Genomic DNA, 17,395 nt, shown 5'->3' on the forward strand with positions numbered 1-17,395 from the left:
GCATAGGGGCAGGCGCCAGCGCGCTTGCCCCGCCGCCACCACTTACCAGTGCAGGCAGATCTTGCCAAAGTGCTGGGCGCTGATCTGGTGCGCAAAGGCATCGGCGATTTTCTCCAGCGGGTAGCTGCTGTCGATGATGGGGCGCAGCGCCAGCTGCTCGAGCGCGCGCACCAGGTCTTGCTGCTGCTCGCGGCTGCCGACGATCAGGCCTTTCAAGGTTTGCTGCTTGCGCATCAGCTCCACGGTGGGTACAGCGCCGGCAAAGCCGGTCAGCACACCAATCAGCGCAATATGGCCGCCAGGCGCGCAGGCGCGGATGGACTGGGGTAGGGTCGCAGGGCCGCCCACCTCCACAACGATATCGGCGCCGCGACCGCCGGTAGCCTGCAGCACCGCATCGCCCCATTCGGGCTGGTCGCGGTAGTTGATGACGGTGTCGGCGCCCAAGGCACGCAGACGCTCTGCCTTGGCGGCGCTGGAGGTGGTCGCAATCACCTTGGCGCCCATCGCATGGGCCAGCTGCAACGCAAAGATGGAGACGCCGCCCGTGCCCAGCACCAGCACGGTTTGCCCCGCTTCGATGCGGCCGTCAACCACCAGCGCGCGCCAGGCCGTGAGGCCGGCGGTGGTCAGGGTTGCGGCTTCTTCATGCGTATAGCCCTTGGGTGCATGGGTAAAGGCCGTGGCGGCCATCGTGACGTGCTCACGCGCAAAGCCATCCACGCCATCGCCGGGCACGGTGGCAAAGGTGGAGGGCACCTGCTTGCCCGATTGCCACAGCGGGAAAAAGCAGGACACCACGGCGTCGCCGACGGCAAACTCGGAAACGCCTTCACCCACGGCCGTCACCACACCGGCGCCATCGGCCATCGGGATGCGGCCATCGGCGGTGGGCGAGCGCCCAGCGGCAATGGCCAGGTCGTGGTAGTTGAGCGAGCTGGCATGCAGGCGCACCTGGATTTCGCCGGCGCGGGGCGCAGCAGGCGCTGGCAGGTCGACCAGCTGCAGGTGGTCCAGGCCACCGGGGGCGGCAACTTGTATGGCTTTCATGGCGTTTCTCTTTCCTGGGTTGCTATCACTTTGAAGAGCGGTTTAGGCTGCACGGCGCAGCCACCCGGCCATCATGCAAGCGCCGGGCTCAGAAAGCCAGAACCAACATATTTGTGGTCTAGTATTAAAAATGTAAGCAATGCATGGGCATTGGCTTGGCGCTAGGATGGCGCCCTGGCCGACTGGCTCGTTGGAGAGAATATGAAGCGTTTGAACAGCAAAAGTGGTTGCGCGGTGGAGGTGACCTTGTCTGTCATGGGCGGTACCTGGAAGCCGATTGTGCTTTTCCATCTGCTCCATGGCACCAAGCGCTTTAGCGAACTGTCCCGGGCCATTCCCAATGTCACCCAGCGCATGCTGACCCTGCAGCTGCGCGAGCTTGAAGAGGCCGGCATTGTTGCGCGCACCGTCTATGCGGAAGTGCCGCCGCGCGTGGACTATGCGCTGACCGACATGGGGCGCAGCCTCAAAGCGGTGCTGATTGCGATGCGCGACTGGGGCATGGACTATGCACAATCCCAAGGGCTGCAGGACGAGGCGCCAGGCGTGCAGGCCAGCTGCGCGGCCTAGTCCCAGTTTCCTGCTCGGGAGGATAATTCTCCTCTCTGATGTTGCGTGCCCACCTGCCATGATGTCCCGCTTTCCATTCCTGCGCGCGTTTGCGCTGCTGTCCGCGCTGTTTTGTCTGGGCCTGGCGTTGGCCGGCGCTGTGACGGCGCAAGCGCAGGAGCGGCGCGCCTACCCGAGCCAGCCGGTCAAGCTGGTGGTGCCTTTTGCGCCGGGCGGCTCGACCGATATCGTGGCGCGCCTGCTGGCCGATGCGATTCGCGAGCCGCTGGGCCAGCCGGTGGTGGTGGAGAACAAGGCCGGTGCCGCAGGCCTCATCGGCGCCGAGGCGGTGGCCCGTGCCCAGCCCGATGGCTACACCCTTGGCGTGGGGACCATCAGCACCCTGGCCGTCAATACGGTGATGCTCAAATCGGTGCGCCGCGATCCGCTGCAAGAGCTGGCACCGGTCATGGCACTGGCGCAGATTCCGTCGGTGTTCTCCACCCATCCCAGCCTGGGGGTACACGATCTGCAGGGCCTGGTGGCGACGTTGCGCGCCAAGCCCGACCACTACACGATCGGATCGGCGGGTGTGGGCTCCATCGGCCACCTGATTGCTGAGGCGATGAATGAAGCGCTGGGCGTACGCCTGCGCCACATCCCCTACAAAGGCCAGGGCCCGGTGATCAACAGTGCGCTGGCCGGCGAGACCCAGGTGCTGAGCGACCAGTACCCCTCGTCAAGCAGCCTGGTGCAATCGGGGCGGCTGGTGCCTTTTGCGGTGGCCGCGCCGCAGCGGTTGCCGGCGCTTCCGGGCGTTCCCACCCTGGCGGAGGCCGGCTACCCGGCGCTCAACCGCCTGGCCATTACCTGGTTTGGCCTGGTAGCGCCCGCTGGCACGCCGCCGGCCGTGATCGACACCCTCAACCGCGCAGCGCAAGAAGCTATGCGCCAACCGGCCGTGCAGGCGCGCCTGGCGCAGCTGGGTGTTGTGCCCATGGGCGGCAGCCCGCAAGCGTTTGCGCTGCTGATCAGCGATACGCGCGCCCAGATCCAGCAACTGGTGCAGCAGCGCAAGCTGGTGCTGGACTGAGGGTGCTGAAAAGCGCAGGTAAAGACTGCGTTGTGCTTTCCAAACCACTGGCGGTTTTGGGGGCGTTGGTCTACAATCCGCCCAGATTTTTTACTAGGAGTAACCCTGTGGACTTACCGAGTTGTTGGCCAGCGGCCAACCGACCACAGGCAAGGTAATCGCAAACGCCCCAGCTTTGCGCGCTGCCTTGCCCAACCAGGCGGGCAGCTGTCAGGCGCCGTAGTTTCTTAGACCTACGCGCCAACGGCATCCCATTCGATCTTCCAGTCTTGCCCCGTGGCGAGCGCCTTTGTTGCGCGCTGCCACGCCGGGTGTGGGAGCTTTTCATGCCACTGCGTATGTCTTCGCTGGCCCCCTTGCGCGCACTGCAGCGCAAGGCTGCGCCATGGGCCATTACGCCTTGCTGCGGCCTGGGCCTGCCCTGCCGCATGCAGCGCCAGCTCGCGACCATGCTGCGCCGCCGCGCTCCGGTGGGCAAGGGCGCAGCGCAGTCCTGCTCGGCATCGGCTGCGCTGGACCCCTTCAGTCGCTGACCTTTCTTCTGTCTGATGTGCATATGTGCCGCCGCACCGCAGCGGCGCGCAGTTGCACGCCTGTATTGCTTGCAGACGCCATGCGGCGCGGATCAGCCGCGCCCCTGGCTGGGAGATGGGTCATGTTGAACCTGCTGAAGAATGGATTCGTCAACTTTTTGCGCTCGCGCCACTGGGGCGTGCATTTCCGCCGCTTGCCCATGTTGGAGCAACTGGCCCACACGCCGGTGGATACCGGCATTTCCAAGGCCATGGGCGAGCGGCTGAGCGACGCCGCCCATGCCCCTGAACAGGCATTGCTGCACAGCCTGAACACCAGCCGCCAGGGCCTGGACGATGCACAGGTGCAGCAAGCCCGTGCGCAAGCGGGCTGGAACACCATTGCGCAGGACCAGGCGATGACCCGCACAGAGCACCTGTGGCTGTGCTTTCGCACGCCTTTCAACCTGCTCTTGACGGTGCTGGCTGCCGTCTCGTGGCTGACCGGCGATACCAAGGCCACGGTGGTGATCGGCAGCATGGTGGCGCTGGCCACCGGCCTGCGCTTTTGGCAGGAGGGCCGCGCCAACAAGGCCGCTGCCGGCCTGCAGGCCATGGTCTCCAACACCGCCGCCGTGCTGCGCCGCACGGCGCAGGATGAAGAAGGGCGGGAGCTGGATACGCCGCCCTCGCGCCTGTCGGCACTGCAGGCCGTACGCGAGCTGCCCGTGCGCGAGCTGGTGCCCGGCGACATCATCCAGCTGGCTGCCGGCGATATGGTGCCCGCTGACTGCCGCCTGCTGAGCGCCAAGGACCTGTTTCTGGCGCAATCGGCGATGACCGGTGAATCCATGCCGGTAGAGAAATTTGCCCAGCTGCCTGATGGGGCACAGCACAACCCGGTGGAGCTGTGCAACCTGGTGTTCATGGGCACGAACGTGGTCTCGGGCGCTGGCCTGGCCGTGGTGCTGACCACCGGCAACCACAGCTACCTGGGCGCGCTGGCCGGCAAGGTCTCGGCGATGGACCGCAGCCCCACCGCGTTCCAGATGGGCGTCAACAAGGTCAGCTGGGTGCTGATCCGTTTCATGCTGGTGATGGTGCCGCTGGTCTTGCTGATCAATGGCTGGACCAAGGGCGACTGGACCGAGGCGCTGCTGTTTGCGCTGTCGGTGGCCGTTGGCCTGACGCCCGAGATGCTGCCGATGATCGTGACCGCCACCCTGGCCAAGGGCGCGGTGTTTCTGTCGCGCAAGAAAGTGATCGTCAAGCACCTGGACGCCATCCAGAACTTTGGTGCGATGGATGTGCTGTGCACCGACAAGACGGGCACCCTGACCGAGGACCGCATCTCGGTCGAGCGCCACCTCGATGCCTGGGGTGATGTCTCGCACTATGTGCTGGACATGGCCTACTTGAACAGCTACTACCAGACGGGCCTCAAGAGTTTGCTCGATGTGGCCGTGCTCGCCCATGCCGAGCGCGCCCCGCTGGTCGATGCCTATGCCAAGGTCGATGAAGTGCCGTTTGACTTTGTGCGCCGGCGCATGTCGGTGGTGGTGAGCGACAGTGCCGGCATCGGCAAGATCATCACCAAGGGTGCGGTCGAGGAAATCCTGCAGGTCAGCAGCATGGTGCAGGCCGCAGGCGGCGTGCTGGACCTTGATGCGGGCCTGCGCAAGCGCATTGTGGCAACAGCCGAGGCGCTCAATGCCCTGGGGCTGCGCGTGGTGGCGGTGGCCACGCGCGAGACGCAAGCGGGCCAGAGCAACTTTGGCGTGGCCGATGAGGCCGGCATGGTGTTGTGCGGCTTTCTGGCCTTTATCGATCCACCCAAGGAAAGCGCTGCGCCCGCGCTGCAGGCGCTGGCCCGGCATGGTGTGCAGACCAAGGTGCTGACGGGCGACAATGCCGCCGTCACCGCCAAGGTCTGCGAGCAGGTGGGCATCAACGCGCAGCACATCGTGCTGGGCGGCGATATCGAGCAGATGGACGACCAGCGCCTGGCCCAGGTGGTCGAAGAAGCCCATATCTTTGCCAAGCTGAGCCCTGCGCACAAGGAGCGCATTGTGCGCATGCTCAAGGCCAATGGCCATGTGGTGGGCTTCATGGGCGATGGCATCAACGATGCAGCTGCGCTGCGCACCGCCGATATCGGCATCTCAGTGGACACGGCCGTCGATGTGGCCAAGGAAGCGGCCGACATCATCTTGCTGGACAAGAGCCTGATGGTGCTCGACCAGGGCGTGCAGGAAGGCCGGCGCACCTTTGCCAACATGCTCAAGTACATCAAGATGACGGCGAGCTCGAACTTTGGCAATGTGTTCTCGGTGTTGATTGCCAGTGCCTTCATTCCCTTCCTGCCCATGCTGCCGATGCAGCTGCTGGTGCAGAACCTGGTGTATGACTTCTCGCAATCGGCGATTCCGTTTGACCATGTCGATCCCGAGCTGCTGACCCAGCCCCAGCGCTGGAACCCCGCCGATGTGGGCCGCTTCATGCTGTTCTTCGGCCCCATCAGCTCCATCTTCGATATCACCACCTTTGTCGTGATGTGGAAGGTGTTTGGCGCCAACACGCCCGAGCGCCAGGCGCTGTTCCAGTCCGGCTGGTTTGTCGTGGGACTGCTCACGCAGTCGCTGATCGTGCACATGATCCGCACCATGCGCATTCCGTTTATCCAAAGCCGCGCTGCCTGGCCGGTGGGCCTGATGACCCTGGTGGTGGTCGCCATCGGCATCTACCTGCCCATGGGTGCGCTGGCCCCTTATTTCAAGCTCGAGCCCCTGCCTGGCCTGTACTTTGTGTTCCTCGTTGCCGTGTTGCTGGCCTATATGGGTCTTACGCAAGTCATGAAAAAGTGGTACATCCGTCGCTACGGCTGGCAATAAACAGCGTTAAAAATAATCATTTACAGAGGAGGGCGCCATGCTCGAAGCGCTGAACTACACACAACTCAATTCGCTGATCAACACGGCCATCAGCCTGGTCACGGCCTTTGTGCTGGGCACGGTCATTGGCCTGGAGCGCCAGTACCGCCAACGCACGGCCGGGCTGCGCACCAATGTGCTGGTCGCCGTTGGGGCGGCCATCTTTGTCGACAGCGCCAACACCATTGCCGGGCCGGATGGCGCGGTGCGTGTGATGGCCTATGTGGTCTCGGGCATCGGCTTTCTGGGCGCCGGTGTCATCATGCGCGAAGAGGGAAATGTGCGCGGTCTGAACACGGCTGCGACACTGTGGGGATCGGCCGCAGTGGGCGCTGCGGCAGGCGCCGATCTGATCGTGCAGGCGGCCTTGGGCACCGTGCTGGTGCTGGCGGCCAATACCTTGCTGCGGCCGCTGGTCAACGCCATCAACCGCAAGCCGCTGGATGTGGCCTCCGCCGAAATGACCAATGCCGTGTTTGTCGTGGCCGAGCGCCTGCACCAGCGGCTGGCGCTGGCCATGCTGCAGGATGTGCTCGAGCGCGGCGGCTACCCGCCCGGCGACATCGACATCCAGCCCTTTGGCGAGGCCGAGGTCGTCATCGAAGCGACCTTGGCCGCGCAATCGGTGGAGGGCGACGAGCTCGATGCGATGGTGCAGCAGCTGGCGGCCAAGCCGGGCGTGCGCCAGGCGTTCTGGAGCCCCAGCACGCGGGATTGAATCGTGGCTTTAGCCTTCAAAGGCAAAGCCGACGCCATAGATCGAGCGGATGCAGTCCGCGTCATCGCCCATGACGGTGCGCAGCTTCTTGCGCAGGTTCTTGATATGGCTGTCGATCGCGCGGTCGCTCACCTCCAGCGCATCGGCATAGGCCAGGTCCAGCAGCTGGCTGCGCGGGTAGATCTTGCCGGGGTGGCGCTGCAGGATGTGCAGCAATGCAAACTCGCGCCGCGTCAGGCCCAGGTCCTGGCCGCGCCAGCTCGCCTGGCTGGTGGTCTCGTCCAGCTGCCAGTCGCTGGCGGCCAGGCTGGCTGGCGCACCAGGGGCGGGCGGCGCATGGCGGCGCAAGATCACCTTGACGCGGGCAATCAGCTCGCGCGGTGAAAATGGCTTGCAGATGTAGTCGTCGGCGCCCATCTCCAGGCCCACCAGGCGGTCCACTTCTTCGACCTTGGCAGTCAGGCAGATGACGGGGCAGATCTGGCGGGCGCGGCATTCGCGCAGAATGCTCAGGCCATCGGTGCCGGGCAGCATCAGGTCAAGAATGGCCAGCTGCGGCGGGCGTGCGCGCAGCGCCGCCATGGCCTGGCTGCCATCGGCAAAATGCTCGACCTCGAAGCCGGCATGGTGCAGGTAGTCGATGACCACCGAGGCAATATCGGCCTCGTCTTCGGCGTACAAAATGCGGGGTTTGGCAGTGTTCATGCAACAGGGTGTATCAAGGGCAGGATCAAGGTAAGGCGCAGCCCGCCCAAGGACGAGATGGAGGCCTGCAATTGTCCTCCATGGGCTTGCACAATGCTTTTGCAAATCGCCAGCCCCAGGCCCGAGCCGCCGCTGGCGCGGCTGCGCGAAGTCTCTACGCGGTAAAAGCGTTCAAAAATGCGGGGCAGCTCTGCAGGCGGCACGGAGGGGCTGCTGTCATCGAGGTGCAGCTCCAGCCAGCGCTGGCCCGACTCGGGCGCGGGCCCGTGCAAGCTGGCGCTGATGCTCAGCCGCCCGGGGGCATCGGTGTAGCGCAGGCTGTTTTCCAGAATATTGCTCAGCACCTGATGCAGCTGCTGGGCATTGCCCTGCACCCAGGCGGGCGGCAGCGCATGCAGCAGCTCTTGCGCCGTGGGCAGTGCGATGCCGGCCTGGCCAAAGCGGATCTGCACGGCTTCCACGGCCTCGATGGTCAGCGCCCGCATATCGAGCGGGCGGGCCGTGGCGGGCAGGTGGGCGGTCAGCTGCAGCGCGGGGGCGGCCTCGGGCGCGTGCACGACCAGGGCCGTGGGAATGGTGGCGCGCATGTCGCTGACCAGCTGGGTCAAGCGCAGAATCTGGCGGTGCAGGCGCGCAGCGGTTTGCGAATCAAAGCTGCGGATGCCGTCTTGCACTGCCTCGATCTCGGCCCGCACTGCGGCCAGCGGCGTGCGCAGCTCATGGGCCACCTGGGTCAGCCATTCATGCTGCTGGGCCTGGGCCTGGGATAGCTGCTCGGCCATGTGGTTGTAGCGGTCGGCCAGCTCCACCAGCTCGTCGTGGCCTGCGACTGCAATGCGGTAGTCGAGCTGGCCGCTGGCAAAGGCCTTGGCGCCTTCGCTCAATGCCTCGATGGGGCGAATCCAGCGCCGGCTCAGCCACCAGGACAGGGCCCCGGCCAGCAGCAGGCCCAGCAGACCGGTGATGGCCAGGAACACCAGGTGCTCCTTCAAAAAGGCACTGTCGATCTGGTTTTTCAGGTCTTCGGGCTGGTTCAGCGTCAAGGTGCCGATCAGCATATGCTGGCTGTCGAACAGCGGGTTTTTGGCGCTGCCTAGTGTGGGCGGCACACCGGCCAGCAGCTTGCCCTGGTTGTCGAGCAGGCCCAAACGCTGGGAGAGGGGGTGGCGTTCAATGGGGCGCAATTGCTGGGTCAGCATGGGGCCAATCGTGGCGCGGCGCGGCGCCTCGCTCTCCGCCGGGGGCGAAACGGGCACGGCCGCCTGGCTGCCAAAGCGGGTCAGCGCATTCCAGCGCTCCGACGTCAGCGAGACCCAGTGCGGATCCTTGGCATACTCGCGCCGCAGCTGGCTCTCCAGGTACTCCAGCCGGCCCAGCTCGATCTGCGCCACATAGCCGCCCAGACCGCGCTGCAGGCTCCAGTACGAAAAGCCGAAAAACCCCAGCAGCAGGCCCAGCAGCAGCAGCACCATGGCCAGCAGCACCCGCGTTTGCAGACGGGTAAAGCGAAACAGCTGAAGTCGGGGTGTGGTCACAGAGGGCGGGTGGGGCAATGGCGGTGTGGGCACAAACTGCAAAACGGGCAGACGCAATGCCTGCCCGGCTATTCTCTTACACAGTGCGTGGGTGTGTAAAAGGGTTGCTTGATCAGGACGTCATCACCGGCCCTTAGGGCCCGATGGAGGCGCCGCGCTGCGCCACCAGCTGCTTGCCGACCATGCGGCAGGTGGCTTTGGCTGTTTTTCCGTTGTCCAGTGTCAGTTGCACGGCTTCGCCGGCCTTCTTGCCCTGGCAGGCCTCAATGGCTTGCTTGGACGGCGCGGGCTTGGCGGGGCTGGCCGCGTAAGCCTGGGCGGTGGCGATCCAGAGGGCTGCAGTCACGGCGGTGCTGCACAGCAGACGGTGGCGAAGTGGTTGAGAACTCATGGCATTCCTTTGTAAAAAGAGGCTCTGCGGCCAGGCCGCGATCTGGTGTGGGACAGAAAGAAGCGGGTGAAACAGAGAAACTGGAGTGTGTTTACGCCTCTCCGCAGAGCCCATGACTGAACTATAGGAGCCAAATGTGGAGGAAGTTGGGCCAGCTTTGTGGCAGGTGTGACAAAGCGAAAACCGCATGCCTATTGGCTTGGCGCAGGAGCGGGCGCCATTGCGTGCGCCGCAAAGTTATGCAAAGCGGGCCGGGGCTCAGGCCAGCAGCGCAGCCGGGATGGGCGCCCCGTCCAGCGGGCGGCGTGCCGCAATCCGCTGCACCACCCGGTCCGGGTTGCGCAGCAGCCCTGCCTCATAGGCGATGACAGACCAGCTGGCACAGACTTGCAGCAGCTCGCCGGGCTGCAGCAGGAAGTCGGGCCGGGAAGGCTTGCCATAGGCGGCATTGCCTTGGGCAAAGGTCTCGTACAGCAGCAGCCCGCCGGGCGCCACACTGGCCAGAATGTGCGGCCATAGAGGGCGCCACAGATAGTGGGTGACGACCACCGCGTCGAACGCCCGGCCTTCCAGCGGCCAGGCCCCGTTTTCGACATCGGCCAGCAGCCATTCTCCCGCCGTGTCCGCCTGCAGCGACTGCAGCGCCGCGCCATCGCGGTCAACGCCGGTTACCCGCAAGCCCTGGGCCTGCAGGTAGCGGGCATGGCGGCCCTGGCCGCAGGCCAGGTCCAGCACCTGGGCGCCTGCAGGTATCAGTGGCGCAAAGCGGGTGATCCAGGGCGAGGGGGCGGGGCTATGGGGCATGCGCTAGAAACAGGCCCAGACATGGTCAGCCATCTGCACCATGAATTCCGGTTGCGCGTAGAGCATGAACACCAGCGCCAGCAGCACCGCCACCAGTAGCCAGATGGCGGCGCGCTGCCAGCCGCGCAGCGGCGCGGCGCCAGCAGTGGGGGCGGTGGGTGGTGCAGGCTGTTGCATGAAAGTTCGGTTATCAGGCCGCCAGCGGCAGCCGCTGCACGGGCTCTTCCTTGACCGGCAGATTGACCAGGCCGGCGAATACGCCCAGGCCAATGGCCACATACCAAACCACATCATAGCTGCCGGTGCGGTCATAGAGGTAGCCGCCCAACCAGATGCCCAGGAAGCTGCCGATCTGGTGGCTGAAGAACACAAATCCGCTGAGCATGGACAGGTGCTGCACGCCAAAGATCTGCGCGATGGCGCCGTTGGTGAGCGGCACGGTGGACAGCCACAAAAAGCCCATCACTGCGGCAAAGACATAGACCGACCAGGGCGACAAGGGCACCAGCAGGAAAACCACGATGGCGATGGCGCGGATGAAATAAATGCCCGAGAGCAGGTAGCGCTTGGCCATGCGCTGGCCGAGCGACCCGGCCAGGTAGGTGCCAAAGATGTTAAAGAGGCCGATCAGCGCCAGCGAATAGCTGGCCACATGCGGCGGCAGGCCGAAGTCCTTCAGGTAGCTGGGCATGTGCACGCCGATGAACATCACCTGGAAGCCGCAGACAAAGTAGCCTGCGGTCAGCAGCAAAAAGCTGGGGTTGCGAAAGGCCTCTGCCACAGCCTGGGCAATGGTTTGCTGCGCGCCACCGGCAGCACTGTGCTTGAGCGCGTGGAAATTGGGCTCGCGCAGCGCAATGGCCAGCGGCACGATGGTGAGCACCAGGATTGCGCAGACCAGCAGCGCGTTCTGCCAGCCCAGGCTGGCGATCAGCTGGCCCTCGACCGGCACCATGAAGAACTGGCCAAAGGAGCCCGCGGCCGCGGCCACCCCCATGGCCCAGGAGCGTTTCTCGGCTGGCAACTGGCGCCCGATGACGCCATAGATCACCGCATAGGTGGTGCCCGTTTGCGCCATGCCGATCAAAAGGCCGGCGGTGAGCGCAAACATCAGCGTATTGGGCGCCCAGGCCATGCCGGCCAGGCCCAGCGCGTACAGCAGCGCGCCGCAGACCAGCACCTTGCTGGCGCCAAAGCGGTCGGCCAGCATGCCGGTAAAGATGCCGATCAGGCCCCAGCTGAGGTTTTGCACCGCCAGCGCCAAGGCGAAGGACTCACGCGTCCAGCCCATCTCCTGGGTGATCGGCTGCAGCCAGAGGCCAAAACCGTGGCGGATGCCCATGGACAGGGTCACTACGGCGCCGCCACACAGCAGCACGCGGGCCATGGACAATCGTTGTGCGTTGTTTTGCATAGTCAGGGGATGTGTCTCGTTATTTAAGAACGTGATTGCGGTCTCTACGCGCGGGGAGATCGTAAGCACGTTCTAGAAATTGTTACTCCAACGCCAAAAACCGGCTGTCGCCCGCATATTGCCCGGTGGCTGTCCAAGCCCATTGCAGGCTTTTGCGGCCAAGCGTCGTGAATCGTCAACAAGTTCCACCTGTTTATCTATACAGCTATTTACAATGGCAGCCGCTAGAATGGAAAGTTATGGCAAGCAAAAACACGTCTACCAGTGAATACGCAGAGGGCTCGATACGGGTTCTCAAGGGGCTTGAGCCGGTCAAGCAGCGCCCGGGCATGTATACCCGTACCGACAATCCGCTGCACATCATCCAGGAGGTGATCGACAACGCGGCCGACGAGGCCCTCGCCGGCTTTGGCAAGAAGATCCGCGTCTATCTGCACACCGATGGCTCCATCAGTGTCGAGGACGATGGCCGGGGCATTCCGTTTGGCATGCACCCCGAAGAGCATGCGCCGGTGGTGGAGCTGGTGTTCACCCGCCTGCACGCGGGCGGCAAGTTCGACAAGGGCCAGGGCGGCGCCTACAGCTTCTCGGGCGGTCTGCATGGCGTGGGGGTTTCGGTGACCAACGCCTTGGCCACCCGCATGGAGGTGACGGTGCACCGCGATGGCTCGGTCGCCACGATGGCCTTTGCCGGTGGCGATGTGGTCGAGCCTCTGCAGGTGCGCGCGATGGTCAGCGGGGACCGCAAGCAGGGCACGACGGTGCGCGTCTGGCCCGATGCCAAGTATTTCGAATCCAGCCACCTGCCGATGGGCGAGCTGGTACACCTGCTGCGGAGCAAGGCCGTGCTGATGCCCGGCGTGAGCGTGCAGCTGACGCAGGACAAGAGCCGCGAGACGCAGACCTGGCAGTACAAGGGTGGCCTCAAGGACTACCTGCTGCAGACCCTGCCGGTCGACCCGATCATCCCCGTGTTCGAGGGCGAGGGTTTTGCCGGCCGCAGCGATGACCATTTTGCCGAGGGCGAAGGGGCATCGTGGTGCGTGGCCTTTACCGATGAAGGGCAGCCGGTGCGCGAGAGCTATGTCAACCTGATCCCGACCACGGCGGGCGGCACGCATGAAAGCGGGCTGCGTGATGGCCTGTTCCAGGCCGTGAAGAGCTTTATCGAGCTGCACTCGTTGCTGCCCAAGGGCGTCAAGCTGATGCCCGAGGATGTGTTTGCCCGTGCCAGCTATGTGCTCTCGGCCAAGGTGCTCGATCCCCAGTTCCAGGGCCAGATCAAGGAGCGCCTGAACTCGCGCGATGCCGTACGCCTGGTCTCGGGCATGGTGCGGCCAGCGCTGGAGCTGTGGCTCAACCAGAACGTCGAATACGGCAAGAAGCTCGCCGAGATCGCGATCAAGGCGGCGCAGACGCGCCAGCGCGCCGGCCAGAAGGTGGAAAAGCGCAAGGGCAGCGGCGTGGCCGTGTTGCCCGGCAAGCTGACCGATTGTGAAAGCCGCGACCTGGCCTATAACGAGGTGTTTCTGGTCGAGGGTGATTCGGCCGGAGGCAGCGCCAAGATGGGCCGCGACAAGGAAACCCAGGCCATCCTGCCGCTGCGCGGCAAGGTACTCAACACCTGGGAAGTGGACCGCGACCGCCTGTTTGCCAATACCGAAATCCACGATATCTCGGTAGCCATTGGCGTGGACCCGCATGGCCCCGATGACGAGGTGGACCTGAGCGGTCTGCGCTACGGCAAGATCTGCATCCTGAGCGATGCCGACGTGGACGGCTCGCACATCCAGGTGCTGCTGCTGACCCTGTTCTTCAAGCATTTCCCGCAGCTCATCGACAAGGGCCATGTCTGTGTGGCGCGGCCGCCGCTGTTTCGCGTCGATATTCCTGCCCGGGGCAAAAAGCCTGCGGCCAAGGTCTATGCGCTCGACGAGGCCGAGATGCATGCCATCTTCGACAAGGCCGCCAAGGATGGTGTGCCGCGCGAGAAATGCCAGGTCAGCCGCTTCAAGGGCCTGGGCGAGATGAATGCCGAGCAGCTGTGGGAAACCACGCTGAACCCGGACACCCGCCGCCTGCTGCCGGTGCGTCTGAGCCAGACCGATGTGCTGCAAACCCGTGAGGTCATGACCCAGCTGATGGGCAAGGGCGAGGCTGCGGCCCGCCGCGACCTGATGGAGCTGCACGGCCACGAGGTCGAAATTGATATCTGATGTCCTGCTGCCCACGCCGCTGAATAAACAATCGAACCCAAGCCAGCCGCGCGCAGCCGTGCCACAAGCAAAGAAAGCTGAACCCCTATGAGTGAAGAGAACGGTCAGGACCTGCTGTCCAACCCGGTGCCCGAGGACGGCGACAGCCTGGACCTGGGCAATTACGCGCAGCGCGCCTATCTGGAATATGCGCTGTCGGTGGTCAAGGGCCGCGCACTGCCAGACGTCTGCGATGGCTTGAAGCCCGTGCAGCGACGCATCCTGTTTGCGATGGAGCGCATGGGCCTGGGCTACAGCGGCCCCAACCGCGCGACGGCGGCCAAGCCGGTCAAAAGCGCCCGTGTCGTTGGTGATGTGCTGGGCCGCTTTCACCCGCATGGCGACCAATCGGCCTATGACGCGCTGGTGCGCATGGCCCAGGACTTTGCCCAGCGCTACCCGCTGATCGACGGCCAGGGCAACTTTGGCAGCCGCGATGGCGATGGCGCAGCGGCCATGCGTTATACCGAGGCGCGCCTGTCCAAGATCACCAGCCTGCTGCTCGACGAGATCGACATGGGCACGGTGGACTTTGTGCCCAACTACGACGGCTCCACCCAGGAGCCCAGCCAGCTGCCGGCGCGCCTGCCGTTCTCGCTGCTCAACGGCGCCAGCGGCATTGCGGTGGGCCTTGCCACCGAAATCCCCAGCCACAACCTGCGCGAGGTGGCCGATGCCTGCGTGGCGCTGATCAAGAAGCCGGCGATGACCGACTTCGACCTGCAGCAGATCATCCCCGGCCCGGACTTCCCCGGTGGCGGCCAGATCATCAGCAGCGACAAGGACATTGCCGACGCCTACCGTACGGGGCGCGGCTCGATCAAGGTGCGTGCGCGCTGGACCATCGAAGAGCTGGCGCGTGGCCAGTGGCAGCTGGTCGTCAACGAGCTGCCGCCGGGCGTTTCCTCGCAAAAGGTACTCGAAGAGATCGAGGACCTGACCAACCCCAAGATCAAGACCGGCAAGAAGACCTTGACCCAGGAGCAAAGCCAGCTCAAGGCCACGGTGCTGTCATTGCTCGATGTGGTGCGCGACGAGTCGAGCAAGGATGCGGCCGTGCGCCTGGTGTTCGAGCCCAAGACCGGCAAGACGCCGCAGTCCGAGCTGATCACCTGCCTGCTGGCGCACACCAGCCTGGAGAGCTCCTCGTCGGTCAACCTGACGATGATCGGCATCGACGGCAAGCCCACGCAAAAGTCGCTGCGCCTGATGCTGGAAGAGTGGATCGAGTTCCGCCAGACGACGATCACGCGCCGCTCCGAGCACCGGCTCGCCAAGGTGCTCGACCGCATCCATATCCTGGAAGGCCGGCAGACCATTCTGCTCAATATCGACGAGGTGATCGCCATCATCCGCGCCAGCGACGAGCCCAAGGCCGCGCTGATGGCGCGCTTTGACCTGAGCGAGCGCCAGGCCGACGACATCCTGGAAATCCGCCTGCGCCAGCTCGCCCGCTTGGAAGCGATCAAGATCGAGCAGGAGCTGAGCGAGCTGCGCGCAGAGCAGGGCAAGCTCGAAGACATTCTGGCCAACCCCGCCTCGCTCAAGCGCCTGATGGTCAAGGAGATCGAAGCGGACGCCAAGCAGTTCGCCGATGCGCGCCGCACCTTGATCCAGGAAGAGAAAAAGGCGGTTGCCGAAGTCAAGGTGGTCGATGAGCCGGTCACCGTCGTCGTGTCGGAAAAAGGCTGGGTGCGCGCGCGTACCGGCCACGGCCATGCGGCCGACAGCTTCAGCTTCAAATCGGGTGACAGCCTCTATGGCACCTTTGAATGCCGCACGGTCGACCAGCTGCTGGTCTTTGGCAGCAACGGCCGGGTCTACTCGGTCGCCGTGGCCAACCTGCCCGGCGGCCGCGGTGATGGCCAGCCGGTGACCACCTTGATGGAGCTGGAAGCGGGCACCCAGATCCAGTACTACTTTGCCGGTCCGCTGTCGGCCCATTTGTTGCTGGCCAGCAGCGCGGGGTATGGCTTCACGGCCTTGGTGGAAAACATGGTCTCACGCCAAAAGGGCGGCAAGGCCTTTGTCAGCCTGGACGAGGGCGACACGCTCTGCGCCCCCTCGCATATCTCGGGCAGCAGCGGTAGCCAGCCGCTGGCCGATGCCAGCCACGTGGCCTGCGCCTCGGTGGGTGGCCGCATCCTCACCTTCGAGATCGGCGAGCTCAACCACATGGCCAAGGGCGGCAAGGGGCTCAAGCTCATTGACCTGGAAGACAAGGACCGCTTGGCCGGTGTGGCCGTCTACACGCGCAGCATCCGCATCGAAGGCTTGGGGCGCGGCGGCAAGGCCCGTGAGGAAACCCTTGAGATCCGCAGCCTCAACAACGCCAAGGCCGGACGCGCCAAGAAGGGCAAGCTCGCAGACCTGGGCTTCAAGCCCAGCGCCGTGTTCCGCGTCGAATAAAGCGCGCGGTCATGCACGACCAAGCCCTGCCCGGCATTGCCCGGCAGGGCTTTTTCATGGCCCGCCGTTGCAGCGCCGATCAGCGCGGCGCGGGCAACAGCGCCCGCAGATGGTCGACAAAAGCGCGCACGCCCCGGGGCAGGTTGCGGCCCGTCAGCGTTTGCAGCTCGATGGAGCGCGCATGCATGCCGCGCTCGCGGATGGGCACGGTGTGCAGCAGGCCCCGGCGCACATACTCGCGCACGGTGACCTCGCCGCCCAGGGTGAGCCCGCCGCCGTGCAGCACAAAGCGCACCAGCGCATCGAACTGCCCGCTCTCGAGCACCGGGTCAAACACCAGGCCGCGCTGGCCGCTGGCAATGTCAAACAGCTGGCGCGCGGTATTGCCGTCGTCCAGCAGCGCGAGCGGGTAGGGCTGCATCTGCGCCAGGCTGACGCTGGCAAAACGGGCCAGTGGGTGGCCGGGTGGCATGATCAGGATGACCGGCGAATTCTGGCGGTGCTGCACATCGATATCGCGCACGGCGGCGCGGCTGTAGGTCAGGCCCACATCGGCCTCGCCATTGCGCACCGCCTGGGTCACCTGGGCGGGCGAGGCCGAGACCAGCTGGAACTGCATGCCCGGGTGCTGCTCGCGAAACGTGGCCATCGCGAGAGGCAAAAACTCAAACGCAAAGCCGGCCGATGCGCAGACCCGCACCTGGCCCCGGCGCAGGCCTTGCAGTGCCTCGATATCGGCCACCACGCGCTCGGCATCCAAGGCATGGCGCTTGGCATGGGTGGCCAAGAGCTCACCGGCCGCACTGGCGACCATGCCGCGCGGGCGGCGCTCGAACAGCGGCACCTGCAGCACTTCCTCCAGCGATGCGATCTGGCGGCTGACGGCCGAGGCCGAGACATTGAGGCGCAGTGCGGCCTCGCTCACCGAGCCGCTGCGCACGACTTCCAGAAAGTAGCGGATGGCGGTGTCCTGGAGGTGCTGCGAGGGAGTCATGGTCTGCTTTGCAAAAAACGCAACGATAACCGCAAA

Annotated in this window: 15 protein-coding genes; 7 read left to right on the top strand and 8 right to left on the bottom strand. The window is 64.9% G+C overall.

What is annotated here, in order from left to right; genetic code table 11:
• Positions 1-42 precede the first annotated feature (42 nt).
• Positions 43-1,050, bottom strand: coding sequence for a zinc-dependent alcohol dehydrogenase family protein (locus tag F0Q04_RS08990; protein ID WP_116927243.1), 1,008 nt, complete (start codon positions 1,048-1,050; stop codon positions 43-45).
• Positions 1,051-1,251: 201 nt separating this feature from the next.
• On the opposite strand from F0Q04_RS08990, the gene F0Q04_RS08995 reads away from it, so the two are divergent.
• From F0Q04_RS08995 to F0Q04_RS09015, 5 genes are all read left to right on the top strand, one after another.
• Positions 1,252-1,620, top strand: coding sequence for a winged helix-turn-helix transcriptional regulator (locus F0Q04_RS08995; RefSeq protein WP_182345214.1), 369 nt, complete (start codon positions 1,252-1,254; stop codon positions 1,618-1,620).
• A gap of 61 nt (positions 1,621-1,681) precedes the next feature.
• Positions 1,682-2,692, top strand: coding sequence for a Bug family tripartite tricarboxylate transporter substrate binding protein (locus F0Q04_RS09000; protein WP_182345215.1), 1,011 nt, complete (start codon positions 1,682-1,684; stop codon positions 2,690-2,692).
• A gap of 338 nt (positions 2,693-3,030) precedes the next feature.
• Positions 3,031-3,225 (top strand): hypothetical protein, encoded by a 195-nt coding sequence (locus F0Q04_RS09005; protein ID WP_116927244.1) that lies wholly within the window; start codon positions 3,031-3,033, stop codon positions 3,223-3,225.
• A 122-nt stretch (positions 3,226-3,347) separates the two neighbouring features.
• Complete coding sequence (mgtA, locus tag F0Q04_RS09010) at positions 3,348-6,095, top strand: magnesium-translocating P-type ATPase (protein WP_198424351.1); 2,748 nt, start codon at positions 3,348-3,350, stop codon at positions 6,093-6,095.
• Positions 6,096-6,132: 37 nt separating this feature from the next.
• Positions 6,133-6,852: an MgtC/SapB family protein gene (locus F0Q04_RS09015; protein ID WP_116927246.1), complete on the top strand. Its 720-nt coding sequence runs from the start codon at positions 6,133-6,135 to the stop codon at positions 6,850-6,852.
• 9 nt (positions 6,853-6,861) lie between these two features.
• Here the strand turns inward: F0Q04_RS09015 and F0Q04_RS09020 are convergent, their stop codons facing one another.
• The 6 genes from F0Q04_RS09020 to F0Q04_RS09045 all read right to left on the bottom strand — a co-directional run bounded on the left by F0Q04_RS09020 (position 6,862) and on the right by F0Q04_RS09045 (position 11,701).
• A complete protein-coding gene (locus F0Q04_RS09020) occupies positions 6,862-7,557 on the bottom strand; it encodes a response regulator (protein WP_182345217.1) in 696 nt (231 codons plus the stop codon).
• The gene (locus tag F0Q04_RS09025) at positions 7,554-9,092 is read right to left on the bottom strand and encodes an ATP-binding protein (RefSeq protein ID WP_232539560.1); all 1,539 of its coding nucleotides are present in this window, start codon (positions 9,090-9,092) and stop codon (positions 7,554-7,556) included. The genes F0Q04_RS09020 and F0Q04_RS09025 overlap by 4 nt, the downstream gene beginning before the upstream one ends.
• Positions 9,093-9,225: 133 nt before the next feature.
• Positions 9,226-9,483, bottom strand: coding sequence for a hypothetical protein (locus F0Q04_RS09030; RefSeq protein ID WP_133248204.1), 258 nt, complete (start codon positions 9,481-9,483; stop codon positions 9,226-9,228).
• Between the two features lie 258 nt (positions 9,484-9,741).
• On the bottom strand, positions 9,742-10,287 hold the full coding sequence (locus F0Q04_RS09035) for a class I SAM-dependent methyltransferase (RefSeq protein ID WP_182345218.1): 546 nt from the start codon (positions 10,285-10,287) through the stop codon (positions 9,742-9,744).
• Positions 10,288-10,290: 3 nt separating this feature from the next.
• The gene (locus tag F0Q04_RS09040) at positions 10,291-10,464 is read right to left on the bottom strand and encodes a hypothetical protein (protein WP_182345899.1); all 174 of its coding nucleotides are present in this window, start codon (positions 10,462-10,464) and stop codon (positions 10,291-10,293) included.
• Positions 10,465-10,477: 13 nt separating this feature from the next.
• Positions 10,478-11,701, bottom strand: coding sequence for an MFS transporter (locus tag F0Q04_RS09045; protein WP_232539561.1), 1,224 nt, complete (start codon positions 11,699-11,701; stop codon positions 10,478-10,480).
• A gap of 239 nt (positions 11,702-11,940) precedes the next feature.
• On the opposite strand from F0Q04_RS09045, the gene F0Q04_RS09050 reads away from it, so the two are divergent.
• A complete protein-coding gene (locus F0Q04_RS09050; protein WP_182345219.1) occupies positions 11,941-13,917 on the top strand; it encodes a DNA topoisomerase IV subunit B in 1,977 nt (658 codons plus the stop codon).
• An 87-nt stretch (positions 13,918-14,004) separates the two neighbouring features.
• Positions 14,005-16,365: a DNA topoisomerase IV subunit A gene (parC, locus tag F0Q04_RS09055; protein ID WP_182345220.1), complete on the top strand. Its 2,361-nt coding sequence runs from the start codon at positions 14,005-14,007 to the stop codon at positions 16,363-16,365.
• Between the two features lie 79 nt (positions 16,366-16,444).
• On the opposite strand, the gene F0Q04_RS09060 is transcribed toward parC, so the two are convergent.
• Positions 16,445-17,359: a LysR family transcriptional regulator gene (locus tag F0Q04_RS09060; protein ID WP_182345221.1), complete on the bottom strand. Its 915-nt coding sequence runs from the start codon at positions 17,357-17,359 to the stop codon at positions 16,445-16,447.
• Positions 17,360-17,395: the final 36 nt, after the last annotated feature.

This window comes from Comamonas koreensis, from assembly GCF_014076495.1.
Lineage (GTDB): Bacteria > Pseudomonadota > Gammaproteobacteria > Burkholderiales > Burkholderiaceae_C > Comamonas > Comamonas squillarum.